Origin of the sequence: Corynebacterium pelargi (assembly GCF_014635485.1) — a bacterium.
GTDB classification, from domain to species: domain Bacteria; phylum Actinomycetota; class Actinomycetes; order Mycobacteriales; family Mycobacteriaceae; genus Corynebacterium; species Corynebacterium pelargi.
Genome location: NZ_BMCX01000003.1, coordinates 107,858 through 133,049 on the forward strand (window position 1 = coordinate 107,858; position 25,192 = coordinate 133,049).

Genomic DNA, 25,192 nt, shown 5'->3' on the forward strand with positions numbered 1-25,192 from the left:
GCCAGCATAGTCGCTTGGCTACGGCAGATGCGAACACATGCGGCGATCACCAGCGTTCGAAGCCATAGTGCCAAGGCGATTAAAGTAGCCCACATTATGGGACGCAGCCGCAGCCAACGCCAATCATCACAGCGCCGATCTTCGCAACACCAAGCACAACAACAAGCATTGAGTCCGCATTCCGTTGCCACCTCCACCGGCGAGGTGGAGGTGCGCGAAGATCCCTTCCAACCGGGCGCCTGGGAGGTGCTCGTCAATGGTGTGCCGTCGAGCCATATTCACCCGGATCCTTTGCAATTGGAATTTGAATATATGCGCTGGATGGCGGAGATGCTGGCGTGGTTCGAGTCCACAGCAGTACCCGAACACCAATTGCGTCTTACACATCTCGGCGGCGGTGCCTGCAGCCTGGCCCGGTATTGTTGCGCCCGCTGGCCAAACGCGCGCAACACCGTCATCGAATTGGATGAAAAGCTCACCCAATTAGTGCGCCAATGGTTCGATCTACCTCGCGCGCCGCAATTGAAAATTCGCGCGGCAGAAGCCCGCGAATCCGTGGAGGCATTTCAGCCGCATTCTCGCGATGTGATCATCCGCGATGTCTTCCTAGGCAATCGCACCCCCGAACGCTGCAGCAGCGTGGAGTTTATGCAGGCCTGTGCCCGATCCTTAGCCCCCGGCGGGCTCTATTTGGCTAATTGCGGCGATCACCGGGATCTGCACTTAGCCAAGTCCGAGCTGCGCAGTATGCAGGAAGTCTTTGCCCACACAGCCTGCATTGCAGATCCAGCGATGCTCAAAGGAAGGCGCTACGGCAATATCGTGCTCATTGGCAGCGACCGACCACTGCCCCAAGACACCGCACTGCAACAGATTCAACGCAATCTCTTAGCCGGTGCCGTACCCGCTCAGTACAAAGATCAGCGCTGGACCAGTGACTTTAGTTCTGCTGGGTCTGTGTTGTATGATCCAGCAGATGAGGCCTAGCCACCACCGCAGAAGCTAGGCCATACCGGCCAGGCGGGCGCGCTCTACCAGCGACGGCAGCGCTGCAATGAGCTCTGCAACATCTTCCTCGGAGCTCGCGCGACCAAGGGTGAAGCGAACCGCACTGCGTGCGGTGGTATAGGGCACTCCCATGCTCAGCAGGACTTCGCTGGCGCGATTAACACCATTAGAACATGCCGAGCCCGTCGAGGCCTCAAAGCCTTGAGCATCCAGCAGCATGATCAAGCTATCGGCTTCTGCCCCTAAAAATGATGCATGCACATGCCCTGGGAGGGAATCCTCCGGTGTGTGGATGACCGTATCTTCAATCCCCGCAATAGCACTGCGCAAGGTTTCCTTTAAAGCAGTCAGGCGTTGCTGCTCGCTGTGCATCTCTTCTACGGCTTCGCGCAGGGCCGCTGCGGTTGCTGCGGCTCCGGCTACATCGTGAGTGCCGGGGCGGATTCCGCGTTCCTGGCCACCGCCATGCAGTACTGCCGAAGGAGCTGGGCTGCGTTGTGCAAGTAAAAGGCCCATGCCCTTTGGCCCGCCGAATTTGTGGGCGCTGGCTGCAAGGGTGGTCGCGCCAAGTTCATGGAAGTGCACAGGGATGTGGCCGACTGCCTGTACCGCATCAATGTGGACGGGAATCCGCCCTGCTGCATCGCAGAAGTCCTGCACAGGTTGGATGGCCCCGGTTTCGTTATTCGCCATCATGAGGGTGGCTACCGAGGCTTCGCCCTCAAATGCCTCGCGATACCCTTCGACCACCCCATCGGAGCCGACCGGCAGCCAGGTTACTTCCGCGCCTTGAGATTCAAGGTGACGAACAGTCTCCAGTACCGCCGGGTGCTCGATACCGCTGGCGATCACTTTGCCGCGGCCTTTGTTCAGCCATAGGCCTTGCAGTGCGAGGTTGTCGGCCTCTGTGCCTGATGCACAGAAGATCACCTCGATCGGCTCGCAGCCTAAAAGCTCGGCGATGCTTTCTCTGGACTCATCCAGCACGCTTCGCGCTCGCCTACCCGAGGCGTATTGGCCGCCGGCATTGAGCAGGTCGGCGTGCTCCAGCCATGCCTTCTGAGCCACCGTGCGCATGGGCGCGGTGGCTGCGTGATCAAAAAAGCGAGGCACGGTTTAGCTGCGCTGCTCGCGAATTGCTTCGATTAGCGCTGGCACGATTTCTTCGGCGTTACCGACGGCACCCAGGTCCGCCAATTGGAAAAATGGCGCGTCTTCATCGGGGTTGATCACCACGATCTTCTTCGCCGTCTGCATACCGGAGGTGTGCTGGATTGCGCCTGAGATTCCGAGGCCGATGTAGAGATCGGGTGAGACGGTCGCACCGGTTTGGCCGATTTGGTACTGCGCTGGGTAGAAGCCCTCATCGACGGCATCGCGGGTAGCACCAACGGCGGCGCCGAGCTCGTCGGCAAGCGGCTCGACGAGCTCGCTAAAGCCTTCGGCGGATTCCACTCCGCGGCCACCTGCTACAACCACCTTGGCCTGGCTGAGTTCGGGGCGATCCCCGCGCTCGGTGGGGATAAAGCGCGTGACCTTGACGTCTTTCTCGCTGGCTGCTGGCAAGGCCAGGGTATCGAGTTCTCCCGCGGCAGCCTGGGGCTTTGCCTCGATGGCGCCGGGGCGCAGCGTGTAGATGGGGCAGGTGCCGCCCACGGCTGCGGAGACGTCGATGGAATCGCCAAAGATGGACATCGATGCCGTGCGATCGGCGTGGATGTCCACCACGTCGCACAAGACGCCAGAGGAAAGCCGCGCGGCGAGGCGTCCGGCGATCTCATTGCCGTGGGCGCCGCCCTCGATCACGATCGGGCCTGGCTGCGCTGCAGCCAGCATGGAGAGTGCGTCGGTGTGTGGCATGATGATGCGCTCATCGGCATCTTCGGCTTCGGCGGCCACAACCTTCGCGGCACCGAGTTCAGCGAGAGCCTCACGCAAAGGCTCTGCCGTTCCGGGCGTGCCAACAACGACCGCGGTGACTTCTCCGAGGTTCTTGGCGGCGGTGATCAGTTCAGCGGTGGTGGGTACGAGTTCACCCTGGGCGTGCTCGACCAGTACATACACAGTTGCCATAGGGTTTGCCTTTCTAAATCAGCTTCTCGTCGGCCAGGAACTGAGCAATCTTGGCAGCCAATTCCTCTGGGTTGCCGTAGATTCGCTCGCCGGCTTCGCGCTTGGGGCGCTCTTGAGCCTGGGTCACGGCGGTAGCGGCATGAGCCAAACCAACCTGTTCTGCTGCCACACCAATGGCTGCGAGGTTGAAGGTCTGGATCTCGGCCTTCTTCGCTGCCATGATGCCCTTGAAGTTCGGGAAACGCGGCTTATCGGCTTTATCGCTAATCGAGACAACGGCCGGAAGGCTGGCTTCGATCTCAAAGTCGCCATCGGCGGTTTCGCGGGTGCCGCGGACGGTATCGCCTTCGATGCTGATGCTCTTGAGGTAGGTCAGCGCCGGCTGTTGGCGGTACTCGGCCAGGATGCCAGGCACCTGCCCCATGGATCCATCCGAGGATGCGGCACCGGTGATAACGAGTTGCACATCCGGAATTTGGTTGATGGCATTCAACAGCGCCCAACTGGTGCCAAGGACATCGGAACCGGCAAGGGCATCGTCTTGGAGCAGCACAGCGCGATCTGCACCCATGGCAAGCGCCTTGCGCAGTGCCTCTTCGGCACCGGCAGGACCTGCGGTAAGTGCTACAACCTCGTAGCCATCATTGGCTTCTTTGAGGCGAAGCGCCTGTTCCACGGCGTACTCATTGACTTCATCAATAACCAAGTCGACATTGTCGCGATCCATGGTGAAGTCTTCTTCTAACGTGCGCGTTGACCAGGTATCTGGCACGTGTTTGACCAACACAACGATTGCTGGCATCTACAACATCCACCCTTCGGCGTTTTTCGTTTTATTCCTATCAAAACCGGCAGCCCCACCAGTGTTGAAAGCGTAGGCTGCCCAACTCTCAGCAGTCTACGCTACTGCGCGGTGTTGGCGCGGATGGCAAATCATCGCGCAGGCACCATCGCCGATGCGGGCAATCACCACCGCCATCGGCTTGCTGCCGCGCAATTTCAATTGCTTGCGCAAGCGATCGGGATCAACATCCACCCCGCGCACCAAAATCTCAAGCGAACCACAGTCGTAGGCTTTGAGTTTCGCTTTGAGCTGTTTGAGCCCCACCGTTTCGATGAAGGGGAAACCACTCGTACCCTCCGGGATGCTATCGCCGGTGAGGTAGGCAATATGTGGATCCAGCATGCTCAGCGATTCGCGGTGAGCATAGTGGCGCACCAGCCCGGCGCGCACGATGGCACCATCGGGGTCGATGATGTAGCGGCGCGGTTCGCTGATGTCTACGTCATCTGGCATATCCGAGTACAGCGTGTCCATAGCTCCAGTACTACTGATCACCACTGCTTCGCGGCCTTGCAGCAGCGCAGGTGAGTAGAGGCAGAGTTCTTTTACACCCCCATCCACGCTGATCACTGATACGCCGCCTTCCCAAAACGAGTACTGCAACCCTGGGGCGCATTTAATGGCACAGGGGGTGTGCTGCCAGGTGTCGAGCAAGGTGGGAAGCGGTGGTTGAAGATCTTCGGGCTTCCAGATCCTCCTGCCTGCGCTGCGGCGAGCCGGGTCGGCAATCATCACATCTGCCCGCACTGCTGGGGCAAGCGCATCGGCCTGGAGCAAGGCGGTGCCTGGAACGTTGTGCTGGGCCATGGCCAGGCGCGCTGGGTCGATGTCCGAGCCGATGGCGCGTAGCCCTTCGGCGGATAAGGCTGCAAGTTCTGCACCGATCGAGCAGGTCACGTCTGCCACGGTGGCTCCGGGCATGGCATTGGCGATGCGTTTGGCTCGCTGTGCTGCCACTAGCGGGTGGGTGGCTTGTTGTGCGGAGTCTTGATCTACAAGCCAGGTGTGCGGCAGGTTGCTTTTGGCCCTGGCGCTTGCCAATTCCATGACGGCTCGGCCAGCGTCGCCGAATTGTTGGCGAAGCTCCGTCGCCTGGCGCATCTGGTCTTTTTTGTGCTGCGGGCCTAGTGCTTCGAGTGCTGCTTGCACGCGCTGAAAGTGCGTGCGCAGGTAGCGCACTTCTTCGATGCTCAGTGCCACTTAGAACCGCCTTGGGGGCTGGAATGTCATGAACTCTTCAAAGTAGTCCCCGGCGGCAATGTGTTCGCTCATTGGTTGCATGTTTGGGTCTTTGAGGTGTTCGAGCACGTCCTGGACGCAGTTGAAGTGGCTCAACGCCTTGAGTTGGGCCCAGGTGGGTAGCACCAGCCTGAGCAGCCCGGCGCGCCATCCGTCGAGCACGAGTGAGGGGGCAAACCATCCCGTCGAGGACACCTCTGGGGTGTTGCCATCGGGTTCTTGGCCGGGTGGTTGGACTGCCACGAAGGAGAAAACGTCGAATTGGTGGCGGTCTTGTTTGGGGCTGTGCCAGCGCGCGAAAGGCCTGAGCAGGTCGGTGCGGATTTTGAGGTTGTGATCGTCTAACACCTCGGCCAGCGACATCTGGTGGCTTTCGAGCATGATCCTTTGTTGGTGAAAAGGCGCTGCGGTGCCGATGCGTTTGCCGTTGGCAAAGGCGACGAGGAAGGTGCCGGTTTCTTCGAAGAGCTCTCGCACTGCGGCAAAGAGCAGTGCTTGGGCTTGGTTTTGGTTCACATGCAGGCGCTGGGCCCAGTCTTCGAGGGAATCCCCGATGAGTGGGCTATCGCATGGGTCGAGCAGGAAGTCGCGCGGGTCTACTCCCCCACCCGGAAAGACGGTGGTGTTGGGGAATGTGGGCATGGAAGACACGCGCTCTTGGACGTACACCTCAAGTCCGTCCACGCTATCGCGCAGTAGCAGCACGGTAGCGGCTAATCTTCGCCCGTCGAGCGCCGTAGCGCTAGTCATTCCCACGCCTTTCTAGCTTATCGACGATGACTGCCCGCGCGTCGAGCGCGTCGAGCAAAGTATCGGCCATCTAATTGGGTGATCTCGATTGGTTGATGGAAGGCCTTGGTCAGGTTCTCACTGGTGAGTACATCTTCAATGAGGCCTTGGGCTACGACGCTGCCTTCATCGAGCAGCATGGCGTGGGTAAAGCCAAGGGGGATCTCCTCGACGTGGTGGGTGATGACCACCATGGCTGGGGCGTCCGGATCCATGGCTAGGTCCCCCATGTAGGCCACGAGGTCCTCCCTGCCACCGAGGTCCATGCCGGCTCCGGGTTCGTCGAAAAGCAAAAGCTCAGGGTCGGTCATGAGCGCGCGGGCGACCAACACGCGTTTGCGTTCGCCTTCGCTCAAGGTGCCCCATGTGCGATCGACCAGGTGATAGGCGCCAACTTGTTCCAAGATATCGGTGGCGCGTTCGCGGTCGAGCTCATCGTATTCTTCGCGCCAGCGCCCCAAGATGGCGTAGCCGGCTGAGATCACGAGGTCGCCTACGTTCTCGCTCGGGGGGATGCGGTTGGCGAGGGCCGCGGAGCTCATGCCGATGGAGGCGCGAAGGTCACGCATATCGGTTTTGCCGATGCGTTCTCCCAGCACCCACAGCCTGCCCTGGGAGGGGAATTCTTCTGCTGCCGCCATGCGCAGCAGCGAGGTTTTTCCGGCGCCGTTTGGCCCGATAATTACCCAGCGTTCATCTAACTCAACCTGCCAATTCACCGGCCCTACCAGGGTGGTTCCTCCGCGGATCAGGGAGACTTCATCGAAGTCGAGCAAGAGGTCGGGGTCGCGGGGCGCGGTGTGTGAAGAATCCATACCATCCATAATGACGTATTTCTCACTCTGCATGTGGAAGTGACACAGCTAAACTACTCTGGAACACGATTGCCTCAACCCTAACGATGAAGCGAAAGTGAGCCATCAACGACATGATCGGCAGACTAGCGATTGAAGATGTCCGCCCCCAGGTTTCCGGCAGGTCACAGCCCTCTAAAGCAGTCGTTGGCGAGGTTGTAGCCGTGAGCGCGCTGATTTGGCGCGAAGGCCATGACGCTATCTCAGCCACCCTCAATCTCACAGCACCCGACGGCAGCGTGCGCACCACCACGATGGTGCGCGACCCCTTCGACCAAGACAAGATGCACGCCACCTTCAGCGCTGAGGAAGAAGGCCACTGGAGCTTCCGGGTGGATGCCTGGTCTGATCCGATTGCCACCTGGCGCCATGCCGTGACCACCAAGATCGAAGCGGGCCAGTCCGAAGCTGAGCTGGCCAATGATCTTGCCCACGGCGTTGAGCTTTTCGAGGCTGCCGCAGCACAGGTTGCAAATAAGAACGACAAGGCCGCGCTGCACCAGGCTGCAGATGCCTTGCGTTCCGATGATTCGCTGCGCGCCCGTGTGGCTCCTGCGCTTTCCAACCGGGTGACGAAGATCCTCAACGACACTCCCCTGCGCGAGCTTCTTACCCAAGGTGAAGAGCACCCGGTGCTGGTGGAACGCAAGAAGGCACAGTTTTCCAGTTGGTATGAGTTATTCCCGCGCTCTACCGGCGGTTGGGATGAACACGGCAAGCCCGTGCACGGCACCTTTGCCACCACCGCCGATGCGCTGGAGCGTGTTGCACGGATGGGCTTTGACACGGTCTACTTCCCGCCGATTCACCCCATCGGAGAGGTCAACCGAAAAGGCCGCAATAACACCTTGATTCCCGAGCCGGGCGATGTTGGCTCGCCCTGGGCAATTGGTTCTGCCGAAGGCGGCCACGATGCCACGCACCCTGCCCTGGGAACGCTCAAAGACTTTGCCAAGCTCATGCAGCGCGCCGAGGCACTCGGCCTGGAGGTGGCACTAGATCTTGCGCTCCAAGCTGCCCCGGATCACCCCTGGGCGAAAAGCCACCCGGAGTTTTTCACCGTCCTCGCCGATGGCACCATCGCCTATGCCGAAAACCCGCCCAAGAAGTACCAGGACATTTACCCGCTGAACTTCGATAACGCCCCGAAGAAGATCTACAACGAGGTGCTTCGGGTGGTGGAATTCTGGATCCAGCAGGGTGTGCGCACCTTCCGCGTGGATAACCCACACACCAAACCCACCAACTTCTGGCACTGGCTGATCTCCACGGTGCACGAGCAACACCCCGAGGTGATCTTCCTCGCAGAGGCCTTTACTCGCCCAGCGCGTCTCTATGGCTTGGCTAAGGCTGGTTTTAGCCAGTCGTACACATACTTCACCTGGAAAACCACCAAGGAAGAGCTCGAAGAATTTGGCCAAGACATCGCCTCAATGGCCGATGTGATGCGCCCGAATCTCTTTGTCAACACTCCCGATATCCTCCACGCTTCGCTGCAATATGGCGGACCTGCCATGTTCGCCATTCGCGCAACTTTGGCATCCACCATGTCGCCACTGTGGGGCGTGTACTCGGGCTTTGAAATTTTCGAGCACCGCGCATTGCACCACGGCAGCGAGGAGTACTTGGATTCTGAGAAGTTCCAGCTTCGCCCCCGCGATTTTGATGGTCCTTTGCACCGCAACGAGTCGCTTGAGCCCTATCTGACGCTGCTGAACCAGATCCGCCGCGATCATCCTGCCCTGCAGCAACAGCGCATCTTGGATTTCCACCCCACCAGCAACGAGAAGCTCTTGGCCTACTCCAAGGTCGATCCAGCCAGCGGCAATGCCGTGTTGGTGGTGGTGAACCTCGATTCCGAGTTCACGCAAGAAGGCACCGTGGATCTTCGCATGGATCGCATTGGCCAGGAAGACTATGCCGAATTCCAGGTTCGCGATTTGGTCAGTGCCAATGAATTCCCCTGGCGCAAGCACACCTTTGTGCGTTTGGATCCGCACAGCGATGTTGCCCACATTCTTGAGCTGCCCGATGTTCCACCAGAAGCCCGCGAGCAGCTTGCGTGGCGCGATGAAGTCGATTACCACAACTAACCCAAAAGGAAATCATGTCCGAGCACATTCATATCAGCGAGCATGATCGCCACTTGCTCACCACCTGCCGCCATTTCAATCCCCACGGCGTGCTGGGTTGGCACCTAATCGACGAGCGCAATGCTGTGATTCGCACCCGCCAACTTGGCGCTGAGCGCGTGACGGTCTTCAGCGATGGGCGTCGCTATGAAATGAACCCCATCGGCGACGATATCTTTGCCGTGGTGGTTGATTCCACGATCAGCGACTACGTCTTTGAAATCGACTGGCACGGCGGACACCACTCCACCACCGCTGATGCCTACCACTTCTTGCCGAGCATTGGTGAATTCGATCTTCACCTCATTCGCGAAGGGCGCCACGAGCGTCTCTGGGAAGTCCTTGGCGCCCGCCCCTCCCACATGGGAGATGTGGCAGGAACGGCCTTCGCAGTCTGGGCTCCGAATGCTGCTGGCGTGGCTGTGATCGGTGATTTCTGCGGTTGGAATCCCAACCAGTACCCCATGCGTTCCCTCGGCGCATCCGGCGTGTGGGAGCTCTTCATCCCCGGCATCGGACCTGGTGAGGTGTATAAGTTCTGTATCCACACCCCCGATGGGCGTCGCATTGATAAGGCGGATCCGCTCGCGCGCCAAACCGAGGCTCCTCCTGCTACTGGCTCCGTTATTGCCGGCAGCCACTACTCCTGGAATGACGATGCCTGGCTTGAGGCCCGCGCTCGCCGCGACCACATCAGCTCGCCTATGAGCGTCTACGAGGTTCACCTCGGCTCTTGGCGCCAAGGATTAAGCTACGCCGATTTGGCTACGGAGCTGGTGGATTATGTCGAGGAAATGGGCTACACCCACGTGGAGTTCCTGCCGGTAGCCGAGCACCCCTTCGGCGGTTCCTGGGGCTATCAGGTATCCGGCTACTATGCCCCCTCCGCGCGCTGGGGTTCTCCCGATGAGCTTCGTGCGCTTATCGACGCCTTCCACGCCCGCAATATCGGCGTGATCGTCGACTGGGTGCCGGCACACTTCCCCAAAGACGACTTCGCCCTCGGCCGTTTCGATGGCCAGGCTTTGTACGAGCACCCCGATTGGCGACGCGGCGAACAACGCGACTGGGGCACCTACGTCTTTGACTTTGGCCGCCCAGAGGTGCGCAACTTCCTGGTGGCCAATGCCTTGTACTGGCTAGAAGAATTCCACGTCGATGGTCTCCGCGTGGATGCAGTGGCCTCCATGCTGTATCTGGATTACTCCCGCGAAGAAGGCGAATGGCTGCCCAATATCCACGGCGGGCGTGAAAACCTCGAAGCGGTGCAGTTCCTCCAGGAGATGAACGCCACTGTGCATAAGACCCACCAAGGCGTACTGACCATCGCTGAGGAATCAACCTCCTGGCCTGGTGTGACCTCACCTACGGATCAAGGCGGCCTGGGCTTTAACCTCAAGTGGAATATGGGTTGGATGAATGACACCCTCGAGTATTTCTCTGAGGATCCCATCAACCGCATGTACCACCATCACGAGATCACCTTCTCCTTGGTTTATGCCTACTCCGAGCGCTTCATCCTGCCCTTTAGCCACGATGAGGTCGTGCACGGCAAGGGCTCACTGTGGACGAAGATGCCAGGTGATGCATGGAATAAGGCCGCGGGACTTCGCGCCCTCTACGCCTACATGTACGCCCACCCCGGCAAGAAGCTGCTCTTCCAAGGCCAAGAGTTTGCTCAGGTGCTCGAATGGTCCGAGGGCCGCTCGCTCGACTGGGACGATTGCGTTGGTTGGGAAGGCGAATACCACGAGGGCATTCGCTTGATGGTCAGCGACCTCAATCGCCTCTACCGCGACTCCACGGCGCTCTTTACCCAAGACGATCTGCCAGAAGGTTTCTCCTGGACCAAAGCCGATGATGCACAGAACAACATCCTGTCCTTCGTGCGCTACGGCAATAATGGCGAACGCATCCTCGCCACCTTCAACTTCGGTGGCACCTCTCAGCCGAACTACAAACTCGGCGTACCCAATGGTGGACGATGGGAATGCATCTTTAATTCCGACGCCGGCGTGTACGAGGGTGCAGACAACTGCCTCGAACAAACCGTCACCGCGTGGGACACCGGTTGGGATGGCTATAGCCACTCGCTCACCGTGCATATCCCGGCCATGAGCGCGCAGTTCTATCGCTGGATTGACTAAGAGCTCAAACAAGCACGCGGCCTTTCACCTGTGTTGGTGAAAGGCCGCGATTGCGATTTTCTAGTACCTAGCGCCGCATATCGGCTCCGGCTAGGCACCGCGGAACACTAAAACAGTGCGTTCGCCATCTCTCCGCGGGCGCGCAGCACTCGCGGGTCCGTTGATGGAAAGAGCGCGAACAGCTCCACGAGCCGCTCCCGAATCTCGTTTTTCTCTTTCCCGCTGCTTTGGCGCAACAATGCGATCAGACGATCAAATGCGCCGCCGGCGTCACCATTGGCGATCTGCGCATCGGCGGCAGCAAACGCAAGGGAGATATCTTCAGGCGAAGCATCTGCCAACGCAATAGGATCCTCACCCTTATGTGCCTCAAGACGCTGCAATAACCGCACATTATCGCGAGCCTGCTGTGCTTCAAGGTTTTTAGGTTCGCTGGCCAGAATCTTCTCATACACAGCGATGGCGGCGTCGAAATCGCCCTGGTTGAGCGCCTGCGTTGCCTCTGCAAAGCGTGGATCCTCGGCGGGTTGCTCCGGCTCCTGCTCCCCTGTGGCACCGGTGGCCTTTTGGATTGCGTTAATCCACTGCTGAAGGGCCTCTTTTGGCTGGGCACCTTCAAAATTGGCCAGGGGCTGGCCTTGGTAGAGCGCCACCACCGTCGGTAACGCACGCACGCCGAACATTTGGGCAACATCCGCGGCTTGATCGGCATCAACGTAAGCAAAGCGGAACGCTGCCGGCATTTCTGTGCTGAGTTCTTGGAAGTGCTGGCGCAGTTGCACCGATGCCTCGCTGCGCTGGGTGCCGATCAGCACCACCACGGGTGTGGAGTTCGAGATCTCTACCAATTGCTGCACATTGCCCGCATTGACGTTCAGCTCACCTGCGCCGCCTTCCTGCTGTGCTTGGGAAGCGCGCTGCGATTGTTGGGCAAGTGCGCCGAGATCGATCGCACCTTGGGCAAATTGCGGCTCTGTCATCGCTATTTAGCTCCTTGCTTCAAGTGGCGTTCTACGGATTCCACCTTGGTGGTGATCTGCTCATCGTATCCGGGGCGGATATCGGCCTTGAGTACAAGGCCCACGCGCGGCGATACGGCAAGTACTGCGTCGGTGGCGCGTTTGACCACATCCATCACCTCGTCCCACTCCCCTTCGATGAGGGTGAACATGGCGTTAGTCTCATTGGGTAGTCCGGATTCGCGCACCACCCGGATTGCTTCGGCCACGGCCTCCGACATTTCTGCCTGGGCATTTGGCACCTCGGTGGGGGCAACTGAAAAGGCGATAATCACAATGCCCCATCCTAGCGAAAAGCTGCTGGCAGGTGAGTTTTTTCACCCTGCGCGAACACGATTGCAGTACTAAACTGGTTGCCTATGAGCCACAATGTAGCTGATATTGAAATTCCCCACGAGCTTGTGATCTGCCTTGATCACGTTGGCATCGCGGTTCCTGATCTCGACGCAGCGGTGGAGTTCTACCGCAGCGCCTTCGGGTGGGTCAATCACCACCAGGAGACTAACGAGGAACAAGGTGTTACCGAGGCCATGATCGGCCCGAAGAACCTCAAGGAAACCGACGGCATGATCCAGCTCCTCGCGCCCTTGAACGAGGACTCCACCATTGCCAAGTTCATTGATAAAAAAGGCCCCGGCTTGCAGCAGATGTGCCTGCGCACCTCGAACATCGATGAGCTCTCCGCTCACCTGAAGGAACAGGGCGTTCGCCTGCTGTACCCAGAGCCCAAGCGCGGCACCGGCGGGGCTCGCATCAACTTCGTGCACCCCAAGGATGCCGGCGGAGTGCTGCTTGAGCTCACCGAACCCGCTGCCTAATACTTCCACCGCCTTCGGGCGGTGTTTTTTTAGCTTATCGACGTTCCCAGCATCCCTTATGCCAATGACGTCGATCTTCCGCCCCGCGCCCATAGTCTCGTGGCCACGCCACGATATGGGCGATACCGGGCGGAATATTTTGGTTACAACCGGGGCAGATATAGAACTTCTGCGCCGCATGTGAACCCATCTGCCGCATCAGGTAAATCTCGCCATTGGCCCATTTGGGGCCTTCTACCGCGCGTGTGCCGAAATAGGCGCCGCCATCGCGAGGCAATGGCCTGGCTGAGTAGTGCTGGCGTCGGTTTTTGCGTGCCATTTAAAACAGACGCAATTCTTGAGACTCTGCGCCGCGAAGCTCATCGTAGTCAAGCGTGACGCAGCGAATACCGCGGTCTTCTGCCAAGGTTCTTGCCTGCGGCTTGATCTGCTGTGCGGCAAACACACCTTGGACTGGGGCTAGGAGCTCGTCGCGATTGAGCAGTTCCAAATAGCGGCTCAATTGCTCAACGCCATCAATGCCGCCGCGGCGCTTTACTTCTACGGCGACGGTCTTGCCATCGGCGTCGCGACACAAAATATCCACCGGCCCGATCGCGGTGGGATATTCCCGACGCACCAAGGAGTAGTCGTCTCCTAGTGTTTCAATATGCTCGGCCAAAAGCGCTTGGAGGTGATCTTCCACCCCGTCTTTTTGCAGGCCGGGATCCTCCCCGAGGTCATAGCTGAGCTCGGAATGAATTTCTTCGATGTGGATGCGGAGCTGTTCTTTTTTCTTGTTCTCTACGACCCACAACACCGCGCCGTCTTCGAGTGCTTCTTCTACCAGGGAGCACGGGGGCGTCATCCAGTTCAGTGGCTTATAGGCGCGGTCATCGGCGTGGATGGAGACAGAGCCATCGGCTTTCACCATGAGCAATCGATCTGCCATGGGCAAATGGGCTTGGAGCCTACCTACATAATCCACGCTGCAGCGAGCAATAACGAGACGCATGCGCACTACCCTAGCTCATACGCTGGGGCGGTTTGTGCTCATCTTTCTACGCAGGGCTTTTACGTCGATTCGTTCCATGCGGGCATCGGGGGCAGCCTCGATCCAGGCGGTAAAGGCCATCTCTGCGCGGGGCTCAAGGGCCAGTTCGTACTCACGACCGTTAAAACGGACTTCAAGAATGTGTTGCGCTGGGGACAAAAATTCGGCCTCGTCCTGCGTAAGCGGACGATGGCCGATAAGCGCAACATCTTTGCGTTGGAAGGTCACGTTGGCGAAGGGAAGCACGGAGCGAAGCTTGTAATACTGCAGCGAAGAACCCGAATATCGGAACATGCCATGACGCCAACCATGCACACCTTGGGCGGGCATTCGACGCAGGGTGACGGATGTTCCACGGGAACGCAGGGTGATGAATCGCCAAGCAATGAGCATGGCAAACACGGCGAGTACTACAACCACGGAAAAGAGGAGAAACGCCACGTCAATTCACCTTTATGCTCGACCTGATGTGTCACTTGAGGCAAATACTACCCCTCTTTTTCCGTCCTGCAAACCACATGCAAAAGCTCCCATGAATTCTCATGGGAGCTTTGTGCTTGAGCGTTAAGACTCAGTGCTGCGACGCACGGCCTTGAGGTGAGCGCCAGCGCGCGCCTTCATAGCCTCGTCTTCGCTATGCAGGTTTTGTTCCGCCTCGGCGGTGTCTACCTCATCGGCCCAGACAGCGTAGTCGGCGAGGATGGTGACCTTCTCCTTCGTCACGGAGAGGAAACCACCCTGCACCGCCGCTACCTTCTTGGCACCGTCGATAGGACGAATGGTCACAACACCATCTTCGACCAATTGGCCAAACATGGGTTCGTGGCCGGGCAGCACGCCGATCTCACCCTCAGTGGTCTGCGCGGTGACGATGCTCGCCTTACCGGACCAAAGCAGTCGTTCGACGGAGACCAGTTCTACGGTGATGTCAGCCATGTGCGTGCCTCCTACTTCTCGGTCATCTTCTTGTAGGCAGCCTCAACGTCATCCAAACCACCCAAGCCGTTGAAGGCCTGCTCTGGGTAGTGGTCGAAGTCGCCGTTGCAGATGCGCTCGAAGGCGTCGATCGTGTGAGACAGCGGCACGTAGGAGCCTGGGATGCCGGTGAACTTCTCTGCGACGAAGAAGTTCTGGCCCAGGAAGCGCTCCAGACGACGTGCACGCTGCACGGTGATCTTGTCTTCTTCAGAGAGCTCGTCCATACCGAGGATGGCGATGATGTCCTGCAGTTCCTTGTTCTTCTGCAGAATGTGGATCACACGCTGGGCAACCTCGTAGTGGCGCTCGCCGACGATACCGGGCTCGAGGATACGAGAGGTAGAGGTCAGCGGGTTCACTGCGGGGTAAATACCCTTCGATGCAATCGCACGGTCGAGCTCGGTGGTTGCGTCCAGGTGGGCGAAGGTGGTGGCAGGAGCCGGGTCGGTGTAGTCGTCGGCAGGCACGTACACGGCCTGCAGCGAGGTAATCGACTTACCACGGGTGGAGGTAATGCGCTCCTGCAGCACACCCATCTCGTCAGCCAGGGTGGGCTGGTAGCCCACGGCGGAAGGCATACGACCCAGCAGGGTCGAAACCTCAGAGCCGGCCTGGGTGAAACGGAAGATGTTGTCGATGAACAACAGCACGTCCTGGTGCTGCACATCGCGGAAGTACTCCGCCATGGTCAGACCGGACAGCGCCACGCGCATACGAACTCCTGGGGGCTCGTCCATCTGGCCGAACACCAGGGCGGTGTCTTGGAGCACGCCCATCTCTTCCATTTCCAGGAAGAGGTCGGTGCCCTCACGGGTACGCTCACCGACGCCGGCGAACACCGAGGTACCGGAGAACTCGCGGGCGATACGGGTGATCATCTCCTGGATGAGCACGGTCTTGCCCACACCGGCACCACCGAACAGGCCAATCTTGCCACCCTTCACATAAGGGGTAAGCAGGTCGATGACCTTAATGCCGGTTTCGAGGATCTCAGTCTTACCTTCGAGCTGATCGAAGGGCGGCGGGTCGCGGTGGATGCCCCACTGCTCGCCGTCGCGGCCGAGGCCGGGCTCGTCGAGGCAATCGCCCAGTGCGTTGAAGACGTGGCCTTTCACCACATCGCCAACGGGCACCGAGATCGGCTTGCCGCTGTCTTTTACCTCAGCGCCACGGACGAGGCCGTCGGTCGGTGCCATGGACACCGTGCGCACGAGGTTATCGCCGAGGTGCTGAGCCACCTCGAGGGTGATGGTCTTGGCGACTGCTTCGAGGGTGACCTCGACAGTCAGCGCGTTATAGAGGGCCGGCAGCTCGCCGCGCGGGAATTCCACGTCGACGACCGGACCGATGACGCGCACAACGCGACCGGCGGAAGCCGCCTGTTGCGTGTTCTGCTCTTGTAGAGCTGTGGTCATAATCTAGTCACTTTCTCCGCTTTCGGCGAGCGCGCCTGCGCCACCGACGATCTCTGTGATTTCCTGGGTAATCTGTGCTTGGCGAGCCTGGTTAGCAACACGCGAAAGGTCTTTGACCAGCGCGGTTGCATTGTCAGTAGCCGACTTCATTGCCGTACGGCGTGAAGCGGATTCGGCTGCTGCTGCCTCGAGGAAGATAGCGAACAGGCTGCGGGACACGTACTTGGGAAGCAAAGCCTCCAAGAGGGTGTCGGCATCCGGCTCGAAATCAACGTCTGCGTGTGGGTCACCTGCATCCGTAAGGATGTCTTCGCCTTGTGGGATCGGCTCGGTGTGAATCACCGGTTCGATCGGCAGAAGCTGGTGCACAACGGCAGTCTGGGTCAGCATCGACTCGAATTCGGTGTACACGACGTGTACCTGGTCGAAGCCTTGAACGTCGTGGTCTTCATCGGCGTTCAAGCCAGCGCGTTGCTTCGTGGTGCCACCGGATCCGGCGATAAAGCCGTCGATCATGTGGCGACGAACATCGTGTGTTTCTTCCCACGAAGGATCCTGCGAGAAGCCTGTCCAAGCGCCAGCCACGGGCTCGTCGCGGAAGCGGTAGTAGCCAACGCCCTTGTTACCGGTGACATAGCGAACTACTTCATAACCGTTGTCTTCGAGCATCCGAATGAGTTCGGCTGCCTTCTTGAACACGTTGTAGTTGTAGCCACCGGCCATGCCGCGGTCACTGGTGACCACGAGCACGGCAGCACGACGTCCGCCTTCACGTTCGCGAAGCATCGGGTGATCAAGGGAGCTCGCCGATGCCAAGCGTTCCATAACGCTGTGGATCTCGTTGGCGTAGGGCTGTGAAGCTTCCACCCTGGCTTGAGCTTTGGTGATGCGCGAGGTTGCGATCAGCTCTTGAGCCTTGGTGATCTTCTTCGTGGAGTTCACTGACCGGATGCGGTCGCGTAGCTCTCGAAGATTAGCCATAAATCCTTCGCCTCCCTTCTGTACCTTGATGGATCATTGTTTGCAAGGCTTTAGCCTTACTTCTTAACGTTCAGCGTGTTCTTCTTCACCTGGTCGGCCGGCAGTGCGTCGACCTCAGGCTCATTGATCACAGGCTTGCCATCAGTGGTTTGGAAGGTGCGCTTGAAATCGTCGGTCGCTGCAACGAGGGCCTCTTGGGATTCCTCGGAAAGCTGAGCGCCACCGGCGATCTGCTCGAACACCTCAGGGGTAGCAGAGTGCAGATGATCAACCAGTTCAACTTCAAAGCGACGGATGTCTTCGACGGGAACGGTGTCGAAGTGGCCGTTGCCTGCAAGCCAAATGGTGACGATCTGGTGCTCTACGGACTGCGGTGCGTTCTCGGCCTGCTTGAGCAGCTCAACCAGACGTGCACCACGATCGAGCTGCTTCTTCGAAGCTGCGTCGAGGTCCGAGGCGAATGCGGCGAATGCTTCCAGGTCACGGTATGCAGCGAGGTCAAGACGCAAGCTACCGGAAACCTTCTTCATGCCCTTGGTCTGTGCTGCGCCACCCACACGGGAAACGGAGACACCGACATTAATAGCAGGGCGAACACCCTGGTTGAAGAGGTCAGACTCCAGGAAGACCTGACCGTCGGTGATCGAAATGACGTTGGTGGGGATGAAGGCAGACACGTCGTTTGCCTTGGTTTCAATGATCGGCAAGGCGGTCATCGAACCTGCACCCATGTCGTCGGAGAGCTTTGCAGCACGCTCCAACAGACGGGAGTGGAGGTAGAAGACGTCACCGGGGTAAGCCTCGCGTCCCGGAGGACGACGAAGCAGCAGGGAGATGGCGCGGTAGGCCTCGGCCTGCTTGGTCAGATCATCGTAGATCACCAGAACGTGGTTGCCCTGGTACATCCAGTGCTGGCCAAGTGCGGCACCTGCAAACGGTGCGAGCCACTTGAAGCCTGCGGAGTCGGATGCGGGAGCTGCCACGATGGTGGTGTACTCCAGTGCGCCGTGCTCTTCGAGCGTCTTGCGCACAGCAGCGATGGTCGAGCCCTTCTGGCCGATGGCGACGTAGATGCAGCGAACCTGCTTGTTCTTGTCGCCAGACTCCCAGTTGGACTTCTGGTTCAAGATGGTGTCGATGCAGACCGCGGTCTTACCGGTCTTACGGTCACCAATGATGAGCTGACGCTGACCACGACCAATGGGGGTCATTGCGTCGATCGCCTTGATGCCGGTTTGCATCGGCTCTTCCACGGGCTGACGCTGCAGCACCGAAGGTGCCTGCAACTCGAGCACGCGTTGTTCTTCGGCCTCGATTTCGCCAAGGCCATCAATAGGCTGACCAAGCGGGTTGATCACACGGCCCAAGAACTTGTCACCCACGGGGATGGACAAGACTTCGCCGGTGCGTCGGACTTCGTCGCCTTCTTTTAGGGTTTCGTAGTTACCCAAGACCACCACACCGATGCGATCGGTGTCGAGGTTCTGTGCGACGCCGATGACGCCGCCGGGGAACTCAATGAGCTCATTTGCCATAACTGAGGGCAGCCCGGATACCTGGGCAATACCATCAGCCGCGGAAATGACCACGCCGACCTCCTCACGGGAGGCCTCCGCGGAGTAGCTCGAGGTGTAGTTCGCAATCGCGCTACGGATCTCATCGGAGGAGATCGTAAGCTCCGCCATGTTCTTCCTGCTCTCGGTAGTTTCTTCCAGCAATTTCTTCTTCTGTCGTCGCGTATTAGACGAGGTGCGCACGGAGACGCTCGAGCTTGCCCGAGGTGGATCCGTCGATAACTTCGTCGTCTACACGGATGACCATGCCGCCGAGGAGGCTGGGATCAACCTCAGAGTGGATGGACATCTCGCGACCATAAATTCGCTCTAGCTTGTGCGACAGTGCGTCGGTCTGCTCGTTGCTCAAGGGTGATGCGGCCACCACGTGCGCGACCGTGCGACCCTGCAGTGCTGCAACGTCGTCGGAGATTGCACGGATGTCGTCGATGACGTTGTGCTCCGGTCGAGCAATGGCCTGCAGTGCCAGGGCCTCGGTCACAGCGGTGACCTTGCCGTAGAGCACCTTCGCCATGAGGTCACGTCGCCTGCTCGGTGCAGCACTGCGCTCGTCGAGCAACAGCGTCAGCTCCGGCTCACGTTCCAGGATTCGCGAAAGCTGGAAGAGTTCATCTTCCACCTGTGCGAGCTGGCCTTGACCCTCGGCGGAGCGCATCAGCGAACGGCGTCCCAGTGAAACCAAGCCTGCGCGGAATTCGCGCGGGTTGGACCACGTCTCGCGAGCGGAGGTGATGAGCACCTCAAGCGTCGCGGGGGAAACCTTTCCCTCAAACACTGCAGCAACCAAGCCGGCGCGCTGGTCTGCGCTCGTTGAAGCATCGGCAACCGCAACGCGCAGGGAACGATCCTGATCGAGGACGTCGACGACGTCGAAAAGCTCGGCGCCGATTTGTGCTGCGGTAGGGGCTGCCTGCTCCTTTGCATCCCACAACGCTTGATCGAGGTGGGAGGTAACGGCGGCTAGTGCTTCGCGGCTCGCTGCGTGCATGGTGCTCACTTTCCTGCGGGAGACACGGTATCGAGATCGGCCAGGAACCGGTCAATCGTGCCGGAGCGCTTGATGTCGTCGGAGAGCTGATCTCCAAGCAGACGCTCTGCAAGATTGATGGAGTTCTGTCCCATCTCGCGGCGAAGTTCAGTCACAACCTGCTCGCGCTGAGCAAGAAGCTGACGCTCACCGGATTCGATGATGCGGGCGCTTTCTTCGGTGGCCTTTGCCTTCATGTCAGCTTCGATCTGCTTGCCCTTAGCGCGGGCTTCTTCGCGGATCTCGGCTGCTTCGGCGCGTGCCTCAGCGAGCTGTGCGTTGTACTTCTCCAATGCGGCCTTGGCTTCTGCCTGAGCAGCCTCGGCGCGCTGGATACCGCCCTTGATTCGATCTTCGCGCTCGGCCAGCACTTCCTGGAACTTAGGTAGCACCAGCTTGGTGAACAGCAGCGCGACCACAACGAGCACGACGAGCGACCAGACGATGTCGTATCCAGCAGGAAGGAGCGGGTTAGGAGCCTCTTCCAAAGGCAGATGCTCTCCCTCTGCTGCAAGGTATTGAATGACGTTCGTCATGATTCTCGGCTTTCGTGTCGAAGTGTGATTTAGGTGAGGACGAAGCCTGCGGCGAGGCCGATCAGGGCGAGGGCCTCAACGAATGCGATACCGATGAACATGTTGGTGGTCAGCTTGCCGGCCATCTCGGGCTGACGTGCCATGCCCTCGAGAGCCTTGCCCACGAGGATGCCGATGCCGATGCCCGGACCCATGGTGCCCAGACCGTAGCCGACGGTTGCGATGTTGCCGGTGATGCCTTCAGCACCCTGGGCCAGAATGACTTCGTTCATGAGAATGTCGTTCCCTTTCTAGGTGCCCGGATGAAGTGTGTCTTCCGAGCGTTGGTGTTATTGAAACTTTGTGTCCGCTTGTGGCAAGCGAGGTCAGTGTTCGTCAGCGTGCAGCGACAATTCGATGTACACCGCACTCAGCAGAGCGAAGATGTACGCCTGGATGAAGACCACCAGGAGTTCGAATAGCGTGAACGCGACCGCGGCAACGAGGGTTACTGCGGACAGCGCCGTCCAGCCATTGAGCTGCCAGAAGAAGAAGTTCGTGGCAGAAAACAGCAGAACGAGAATGATGTGTCCGGCCAGCATGTTGGCCAACAAACGAATGGTCAACGTTGCGGGACGGAGGATGAAGGTGGAGAGGAATTCCAGGGGCACCACAAGCAGGTGCAGCAAGGGGTGCAGATTAGGAATAACCACCGAAGACTTCACGTACTTAAAGAAGCCGTAGCGCTTCGCGCCTGCGTAGATGAAGGCGATATAACCAAAAACAGCCAGCACCAAAGGCATGCCAACGCGGGCATTTGGCGAGATGTTAAGGAAAGGGATCACCGAAGGCAGGTTGCCGAACAGCACGATGAAGAAGATGGTCGCGAGCACAGGTAGGAAGCGCTTCGCTTCCTTTTTGCCCAAGATCTCTTCAGCGATGTTGATTCGGACGAAGTCCAACATGATCTCGGCGACGTTTTGCAGGCCGCTTGGGATCAGCTTCGGCTTACGCATTGCGATACCGAAGAATAGGACGATTACCAGGCCCATCAGCAGACGGACGAACATCAGACGGTCGATTGCGAACCAATCACTGTTAGCAAACCAGATTGGTTCCGGGAAGAATTCGTGTCCCACGGTGGGTGCATGAAATTCACCCTTCGTGGCCATAAATGTAACGCTCAGCGTTCTCTCCCGTGTTCGGGCCGATGCACATCACCGCAAAAACGGCGATACGCTCCGGTGCGATGGACGTCTGAAAACTCTCATGACTACCAAGGATTCCGTCGCACATCAGCAAGGTAGCCACTGGGATTAACACGGCCTAAAGCGCAAGGCGCAGCAGGTGTTTATCCGTTAAGAAACTCTATCAGGGGTTTCCCACAAATATCGACACACCTTCGAGCCATTTATTACCCCCGCGTTCACCTCTCGCACGCCATGCCCCTATGCAGGAAAAACAGTGGGTTGTAAGGTCGCTCACACCCGCCTTTTAGGGGCAAAAAGAAGCCGGGCAGAGCCCGGCTTGAGCACTTTTGAGCTTCAACCCTACCCCCGGCTACCCCCGGTATGCTTCGATGAGCTTCTTTGGATTGAAGATTTTTTACGGGTGTATCGAGGCGATGAATGCCAGCCCACTTACTCCGGGCGCTGCGATTCGGAAACGTAGGTCACGTTGGTGGTGATCACGCCGTACATCTCGCTGGCGAGCACGCAGATCATGGCAATGACCACGGTGACGAATAAGGCCATGTGATCGTAGAAGTACAGATCCTTGAGCACCACCATGATGATGAGGAAGACGATGATCTTCAGCAGCCAGCCTCCAAGGACCACGGCACCAGTAGTGGTGGTGGAGGTTCGCGCTGTGGCCAGGACGCTAATGACGGTGAGCAGCATAAAGCCGCCACCGATGGCAGCCCCGAGGAGCACACCCCAGATGCCAGGCAAGCCACGGAAGGCTCCCCAGGCTGCAAGGGAGATGATGCTGACGGCAATGAGGGCTCCGGTGCCAAGTTTGAGCGCACGCTGGAGCGGGCGACGGTGATCGTCGTAAGGCGATTGCGGAGTAGTCACGAAGCACTACCCTACTGCAGTCGGCTGTGAACGTTGCCTTGGGCGCCAAGTAAAGACCGCCGCCACTGCCGCTGAAATGACAATAAAGGCGATGGCATAGAGCGGCGGCACGATGGAAAAGGCCACCGCTCCGAAGGCGACCACCGACACCCAGGAGTACAGCACCAGTACCACTCGGCGGTGGGTATGGCCCATGCGCAGCAGGCGGTGGTGCAAGTGCATCTTATCGGCAGAAAAGGGCGACTTACCTGCGCGCATGCGGCGAACAACCGCCATGACCAGATCGAGGAGCGGGACAAAGACCGCGGCTACCACCACGATCAAAGGCGACATCAAGGCGAGCACATCTGCTACGCCAAACAGGCTCATATCGATTTTGCCGCTTGCAGAGGTCGAACCGGCAGCGAGCAATAAGCCGATCAGCATGGAGCCTGTATCACCCATGAAGATTCGCGCCGGCTCGAAATTATGGGGCAAGATGCCAGCGCAGATTCCAACGAGTGCCGCGGCGATGATCGCTGGCGGGTACGCCGAGACCATGCCGCCTTGGTCGTGCAAGACGGTGAGCGAAAACATCAAGATGCTTAGCCCGGCGATGCCACCCAGGCCAGCAGCTAAGCCATCGAGGCCATCGACGAAGTTGATGGCGTTAATCAACGTGACGGTCAGCAATACCGTCAGGATGGTGGAGGCCACGGGATCGAGCACCAAGGTGGTGCCGCCGCCGAAGGGGATGTAGATCACCGACCAGGTCAAGCCCAAAAGGCTCATCACGAAGCCTGCGAGGATTTGGCCTGCGAGTTTGGTAAAGGCGTCGAGCTCTAAGAGGTCATCTAAAACGCCAACCATCACGATGATAAACGCCGCCCACGTCACGGCATTCATCTCCGGGGTCACCGGCTGGAAGCCGCGAGTCAAGGCTGGAAGCTGGTCTGCAAGGAATACCGCGGCTAAAAATCCTGAGAACATTGCCACCCCGCCGAGGCGAGGGGTGGGCACGCGGTGCACGTCGCGTTCTCGAATTTCTGCCATGCGTCCACTGCTGACCATGATCACTCGCACCGCACCAGTGCAGAGGTACGTCAACGAGGCTGCGACTAAGAGCACGAGTCCTAGTTCACGCAGCGGTACGCCGGCTACTCCCAATCCCATTAGCGCTGCTTGACCTCGACGCTGGTGCCGAGCACCTCTTCGATGCGAGTCGCGCTAATCGAACCTTCGCGCAGCACCCGGGGTGTGGCACCGGAGACATCCACGATGGTGGATGCCTGGCCAACGGGGGTCTCTCCCCCGTTGAGGTAGACGCTGACGGCGTCGCCAAGTTGCTGCTTGGCAGCAATCGCCGTCTTTGGTGGTGTATTGCCGGTGATATTGGCGCTTGAGACTGCCATCGGCCCAGTCTCGCGAAGCAGCTCAATGGCGATGGGGTGCAGCGGCATGCGCAGCAGCACGGTGCCGCGGGTATCGCCGAGGTTCCACGGCAGGCTGGGCGCCTGGGATACGACGATGCTCAATGCACCCGGCCAAAATGCCTCGATGAGCGTTTCCAGGCGGTGATCAAAGCTGTGCACCAAACCGCGGGCGGTATCCCAGCTTCCCACCAACACTGGCACCGGCATATCCGGGCCGCGTTTCTTGGTGGCTAAAAGGTTGGCTACTGCCTGGTTATTAAAGGCATCACAGCCAAGTCCGTAGAGCGTATCGGTGGGTAACACCACCAGTCGCCCATCGGAGACAGCCGATTGGGCTGCTTTAATGCCGGCCTGGCGAGTGGCGCTATTGCTGCAATCGAAGATTCTGCTCACGAGTGTCCATTCAATATTGGGCTAGTGCGTTGGATTAGTTTACTCCCGGTGACAAAACGTGCTCGACCGGTGAAATCTTTGAGCACCCGAATGTCGCAAAAACCTGTGGCGGCAAAGGCTTCTTGCACCGCCTCGGAGGTGGCATCATCATGTTCCACACCGATCACCCCACCGTCTTTGAGCAGGCGAAACGCAACCTCTAAGAGGTTTGGAATCAGCGCCATCCCGTCGGCGCCGGCAAAGACAGCCTCGTGGGGATCAAAGTAGACCTCGGGTGACAAATCCTTGCTTTCTGGCACATAGGGTGGATTGCTCACCACCACATCGACGGATTGAGCAAGGTGTTCAAGCCCCGCTAGGTGCTCGATATCCCCCGCATCGCCTTGAATCAGGTGCACAGACTCAGGGAGGTTTCTTCTGGCGTATGCCGCGGCGTGCTCAGAGCGCTCCACCGCCCACACCTCGGCGTCGCAGTAGTAGGCGATGTATGCGGCGAGTGCACCGGAGCCGGTGCAGAGATCAACCACGGTGGCAGCAGGTGGGGTGTGTTTGACTGCCCAATCGGCAAGCACTTCGGTTTCGGGCCGTGGGATAAACACTCCCTCGCCTACGGTGAGCTCGAGGGGGCCAAAGGGGGCATGGCCGAGGATATGTTGCAGTGGTTCGCGAGCTTTTCGACGTTCCACGGCCTCCCAAAACCCTGTGGGGGTTGGCTCGTTGAGGTGGAAATGAAGCTCCAGAGTGCTACATCCGAGCAGATCGGATGCGATAAGTTTGGCGTCGACAAGCGGAGAGGCCACCCCTGCTTGCGCAAGAATGGCCTCGGCCTGACGCAACGCTTGAGCTAGATGCGTCACTGTGAT

At 59.0% G+C, this 25,192-nt stretch carries 27 protein-coding genes; 4 read left to right on the forward strand and 23 right to left on the reverse strand.

Annotated elements, in window-relative coordinates; translation table 11 throughout:
* Positions 1-96 precede the first annotated feature (96 nt).
* Entirely contained in the window at positions 97-987 is an 891-nt protein-coding gene (locus IEU99_RS06935) for a spermidine synthase (RefSeq protein ID WP_128889990.1), read from the forward strand.
* Between the two features lie 15 nt (positions 988-1,002).
* On the opposite strand, the gene IEU99_RS06940 is transcribed toward IEU99_RS06935, so the two are convergent.
* The 6 genes from IEU99_RS06940 to IEU99_RS06965 all read right to left on the reverse strand — a co-directional run bounded on the left by IEU99_RS06940 (position 1,003) and on the right by IEU99_RS06965 (position 6,777).
* A complete protein-coding gene (locus IEU99_RS06940; protein ID WP_128889991.1) occupies positions 1,003-2,121 on the reverse strand; it encodes a cysteine desulfurase family protein in 1,119 nt (372 codons plus the stop codon).
* A gap of 3 nt (positions 2,122-2,124) precedes the next feature.
* Positions 2,125-3,081, reverse strand: coding sequence for an electron transfer flavoprotein subunit alpha/FixB family protein (locus tag IEU99_RS06945; RefSeq protein ID WP_128889992.1), 957 nt, complete (start codon positions 3,079-3,081; stop codon positions 2,125-2,127).
* A 13-nt stretch (positions 3,082-3,094) separates the two neighbouring features.
* Positions 3,095-3,883 carry an electron transfer flavoprotein subunit beta/FixA family protein gene (locus tag IEU99_RS06950; RefSeq protein WP_128889993.1) on the reverse strand — a complete coding sequence of 263 codons (789 nt, stop codon included), beginning with the start codon at positions 3,881-3,883 and terminating at the stop codon, positions 3,095-3,097.
* A 96-nt stretch (positions 3,884-3,979) separates the two neighbouring features.
* Positions 3,980-5,125, reverse strand: coding sequence for a THUMP-like domain-containing protein (locus IEU99_RS06955; RefSeq protein ID WP_128889994.1), 1,146 nt, complete (start codon positions 5,123-5,125; stop codon positions 3,980-3,982).
* A complete protein-coding gene (locus IEU99_RS06960) occupies positions 5,126-5,914 on the reverse strand; it encodes an NUDIX hydrolase (protein ID WP_128889995.1) in 789 nt (262 codons plus the stop codon).
* Positions 5,915-5,931: 17 nt separating this feature from the next.
* On the reverse strand, positions 5,932-6,777 hold the full coding sequence (locus IEU99_RS06965; RefSeq protein WP_128890840.1) for an ABC transporter ATP-binding protein: 846 nt from the start codon (positions 6,775-6,777) through the stop codon (positions 5,932-5,934).
* A 104-nt stretch (positions 6,778-6,881) separates the two neighbouring features.
* Between IEU99_RS06965 and IEU99_RS06970 the strand changes: the two genes are divergently transcribed.
* Positions 6,882-8,900, forward strand: a complete 2,019-nt coding sequence (locus tag IEU99_RS06970) for an alpha-1,4-glucan--maltose-1-phosphate maltosyltransferase (RefSeq protein ID WP_128889996.1) — start codon at positions 6,882-6,884, stop codon at positions 8,898-8,900.
* 14 nt (positions 8,901-8,914) lie between these two features.
* Entirely contained in the window at positions 8,915-11,086 is a 2,172-nt protein-coding gene (glgB, locus tag IEU99_RS06975; RefSeq protein WP_128889997.1) for a 1,4-alpha-glucan branching protein GlgB, read from the forward strand.
* A 107-nt stretch (positions 11,087-11,193) separates the two neighbouring features.
* Here glgB and IEU99_RS06980 read toward each other — a convergent pair whose 3' ends face one another.
* Both IEU99_RS06980 and IEU99_RS06985 read right to left on the reverse strand, forming a co-directional pair.
* A complete protein-coding gene (locus IEU99_RS06980; protein ID WP_128889998.1) occupies positions 11,194-12,066 on the reverse strand; it encodes a tetratricopeptide repeat protein in 873 nt (290 codons plus the stop codon).
* Between the two features lie 2 nt (positions 12,067-12,068).
* On the reverse strand, positions 12,069-12,380 hold the full coding sequence (locus tag IEU99_RS06985; protein WP_128889999.1) for a thiamine-binding protein: 312 nt from the start codon (positions 12,378-12,380) through the stop codon (positions 12,069-12,071).
* Between the two features lie 84 nt (positions 12,381-12,464).
* Between IEU99_RS06985 and mce the strand changes: the two genes are divergently transcribed.
* Complete coding sequence (gene mce / locus IEU99_RS06990; protein WP_128890000.1) at positions 12,465-12,923, forward strand: methylmalonyl-CoA epimerase; 459 nt, start codon at positions 12,465-12,467, stop codon at positions 12,921-12,923.
* Positions 12,924-12,957: 34 nt separating this feature from the next.
* On the opposite strand, the gene IEU99_RS06995 is transcribed toward mce, so the two are convergent.
* From IEU99_RS06995 to prmC, 15 genes are all read right to left on the reverse strand, one after another.
* Positions 12,958-13,242: an Rv1322 family protein gene (locus tag IEU99_RS06995; RefSeq protein ID WP_128890001.1), complete on the reverse strand. Its 285-nt coding sequence runs from the start codon at positions 13,240-13,242 to the stop codon at positions 12,958-12,960.
* On the reverse strand, positions 13,243-13,917 hold the full coding sequence (gene nucS, locus IEU99_RS07000) for an endonuclease NucS (RefSeq protein ID WP_128890002.1): 675 nt from the start codon (positions 13,915-13,917) through the stop codon (positions 13,243-13,245).
* 15 nt (positions 13,918-13,932) lie between these two features.
* Entirely contained in the window at positions 13,933-14,397 is a 465-nt protein-coding gene (locus IEU99_RS07005) for a DUF2550 domain-containing protein (protein WP_229718421.1), read from the reverse strand.
* A 123-nt stretch (positions 14,398-14,520) separates the two neighbouring features.
* A complete protein-coding gene (locus IEU99_RS07010) occupies positions 14,521-14,892 on the reverse strand; it encodes a F0F1 ATP synthase subunit epsilon (RefSeq protein WP_128890003.1) in 372 nt (123 codons plus the stop codon).
* Positions 14,893-14,903: 11 nt separating this feature from the next.
* On the reverse strand, positions 14,904-16,349 hold the full coding sequence (gene atpD, locus IEU99_RS07015; protein WP_128890004.1) for a F0F1 ATP synthase subunit beta: 1,446 nt from the start codon (positions 16,347-16,349) through the stop codon (positions 14,904-14,906).
* Between the two features lie 3 nt (positions 16,350-16,352).
* Complete coding sequence (locus IEU99_RS07020; protein WP_128890005.1) at positions 16,353-17,330, reverse strand: F0F1 ATP synthase subunit gamma; 978 nt, start codon at positions 17,328-17,330, stop codon at positions 16,353-16,355.
* A gap of 56 nt (positions 17,331-17,386) precedes the next feature.
* Complete coding sequence (gene atpA / locus IEU99_RS07025; RefSeq protein ID WP_128890006.1) at positions 17,387-19,015, reverse strand: F0F1 ATP synthase subunit alpha; 1,629 nt, start codon at positions 19,013-19,015, stop codon at positions 17,387-17,389.
* 55 nt (positions 19,016-19,070) lie between these two features.
* A complete protein-coding gene (locus tag IEU99_RS07030; protein ID WP_128890007.1) occupies positions 19,071-19,892 on the reverse strand; it encodes a F0F1 ATP synthase subunit delta in 822 nt (273 codons plus the stop codon).
* A 5-nt stretch (positions 19,893-19,897) separates the two neighbouring features.
* On the reverse strand, positions 19,898-20,467 hold the full coding sequence (locus tag IEU99_RS07035) for a F0F1 ATP synthase subunit B (RefSeq protein WP_128890008.1): 570 nt from the start codon (positions 20,465-20,467) through the stop codon (positions 19,898-19,900).
* A 29-nt stretch (positions 20,468-20,496) separates the two neighbouring features.
* Complete coding sequence (locus tag IEU99_RS07040; RefSeq protein WP_123960393.1) at positions 20,497-20,739, reverse strand: ATP synthase F0 subunit C; 243 nt, start codon at positions 20,737-20,739, stop codon at positions 20,497-20,499.
* A gap of 93 nt (positions 20,740-20,832) precedes the next feature.
* Positions 20,833-21,618 carry a F0F1 ATP synthase subunit A gene (gene atpB / locus IEU99_RS07045; protein WP_128890009.1) on the reverse strand — a complete coding sequence of 262 codons (786 nt, stop codon included), beginning with the start codon at positions 21,616-21,618 and terminating at the stop codon, positions 20,833-20,835.
* A 468-nt stretch (positions 21,619-22,086) separates the two neighbouring features.
* The gene (locus tag IEU99_RS07050; protein WP_128890010.1) at positions 22,087-22,524 is read right to left on the reverse strand and encodes a Cg1360 family ATP-synthase-associated protein; all 438 of its coding nucleotides are present in this window, start codon (positions 22,522-22,524) and stop codon (positions 22,087-22,089) included.
* A gap of 6 nt (positions 22,525-22,530) precedes the next feature.
* The gene (locus IEU99_RS07055; protein ID WP_128890011.1) at positions 22,531-23,676 is read right to left on the reverse strand and encodes an MraY family glycosyltransferase; all 1,146 of its coding nucleotides are present in this window, start codon (positions 23,674-23,676) and stop codon (positions 22,531-22,533) included.
* Complete coding sequence (locus tag IEU99_RS07060) at positions 23,676-24,329, reverse strand: L-threonylcarbamoyladenylate synthase (protein WP_128890012.1); 654 nt, start codon at positions 24,327-24,329, stop codon at positions 23,676-23,678. Before IEU99_RS07060 ends, IEU99_RS07055 begins: the two co-directional genes overlap by 1 nt.
* Positions 24,326-25,186: a peptide chain release factor N(5)-glutamine methyltransferase gene (prmC, locus tag IEU99_RS07065; RefSeq protein ID WP_128890013.1), complete on the reverse strand. Its 861-nt coding sequence runs from the start codon at positions 25,184-25,186 to the stop codon at positions 24,326-24,328. The genes IEU99_RS07060 and prmC overlap by 4 nt, the downstream gene beginning before the upstream one ends.
* Positions 25,187-25,192: the final 6 nt, after the last annotated feature.

Coding starts and splice junctions, on each gene's coding strand:
- IEU99_RS06935 (WP_128889990.1), top strand. CDS start 97: ATGGGACGCAGCCGCAGCCAACGCCAATCATCACAGCGCCGATCTTCG.
- IEU99_RS06945 (WP_128889992.1), bottom strand. CDS start 3,081: ATGGCAACTGTGTATGTACTGGTCGAGCACGCCCAGGGTGAACTCGTA.
- IEU99_RS06950 (WP_128889993.1), bottom strand. CDS start 3,883: ATGCCAGCAATCGTTGTGTTGGTCAAACACGTGCCAGATACCTGGTCA.
- IEU99_RS06960 (WP_128889995.1), bottom strand. CDS start 5,914: ATGACTAGCGCTACGGCGCTCGACGGGCGAAGATTAGCCGCTACCGTG.
- IEU99_RS06965 (WP_128890840.1), bottom strand. CDS start 6,777: ATGGATGGTATGGATTCTTCACACACCGCGCCCCGCGACCCCGACCTC.
- IEU99_RS06970 (WP_128889996.1), top strand. CDS start 6,882: ATGATCGGCAGACTAGCGATTGAAGATGTCCGCCCCCAGGTTTCCGGC.
- glgB (WP_128889997.1), top strand. CDS start 8,915: ATGTCCGAGCACATTCATATCAGCGAGCATGATCGCCACTTGCTCACC.
- IEU99_RS06980 (WP_128889998.1), bottom strand. CDS start 12,066: ATGACAGAGCCGCAATTTGCCCAAGGTGCGATCGATCTCGGCGCACTT.
- mce (WP_128890000.1), top strand. CDS start 12,465: ATGAGCCACAATGTAGCTGATATTGAAATTCCCCACGAGCTTGTGATC.
- IEU99_RS06995 (WP_128890001.1), bottom strand. CDS start 13,242: ATGGCACGCAAAAACCGACGCCAGCACTACTCAGCCAGGCCATTGCCT.
- nucS (WP_128890002.1), bottom strand. CDS start 13,917: ATGCGTCTCGTTATTGCTCGCTGCAGCGTGGATTATGTAGGTAGGCTC.
- IEU99_RS07010 (WP_128890003.1), bottom strand. CDS start 14,892: ATGGCTGACATCACCGTAGAACTGGTCTCCGTCGAACGACTGCTTTGG.
- atpD (WP_128890004.1), bottom strand. CDS start 16,349: ATGACCACAGCTCTACAAGAGCAGAACACGCAACAGGCGGCTTCCGCC.
- IEU99_RS07020 (WP_128890005.1), bottom strand. CDS start 17,330: ATGGCTAATCTTCGAGAGCTACGCGACCGCATCCGGTCAGTGAACTCC.
- atpA (WP_128890006.1), bottom strand. CDS start 19,015: ATGGCGGAGCTTACGATCTCCTCCGATGAGATCCGTAGCGCGATTGCG.
- IEU99_RS07030 (WP_128890007.1), bottom strand. CDS start 19,892: ATGCACGCAGCGAGCCGCGAAGCACTAGCCGCCGTTACCTCCCACCTC.
- IEU99_RS07035 (WP_128890008.1), bottom strand. CDS start 20,467: ATGACGAACGTCATTCAATACCTTGCAGCAGAGGGAGAGCATCTGCCT.
- IEU99_RS07040 (WP_123960393.1), bottom strand. CDS start 20,739: ATGAACGAAGTCATTCTGGCCCAGGGTGCTGAAGGCATCACCGGCAAC.
- atpB (WP_128890009.1), bottom strand. CDS start 21,618: ATGGCCACGAAGGGTGAATTTCATGCACCCACCGTGGGACACGAATTC.
- IEU99_RS07055 (WP_128890011.1), bottom strand. CDS start 23,676: ATGGGATTGGGAGTAGCCGGCGTACCGCTGCGTGAACTAGGACTCGTG.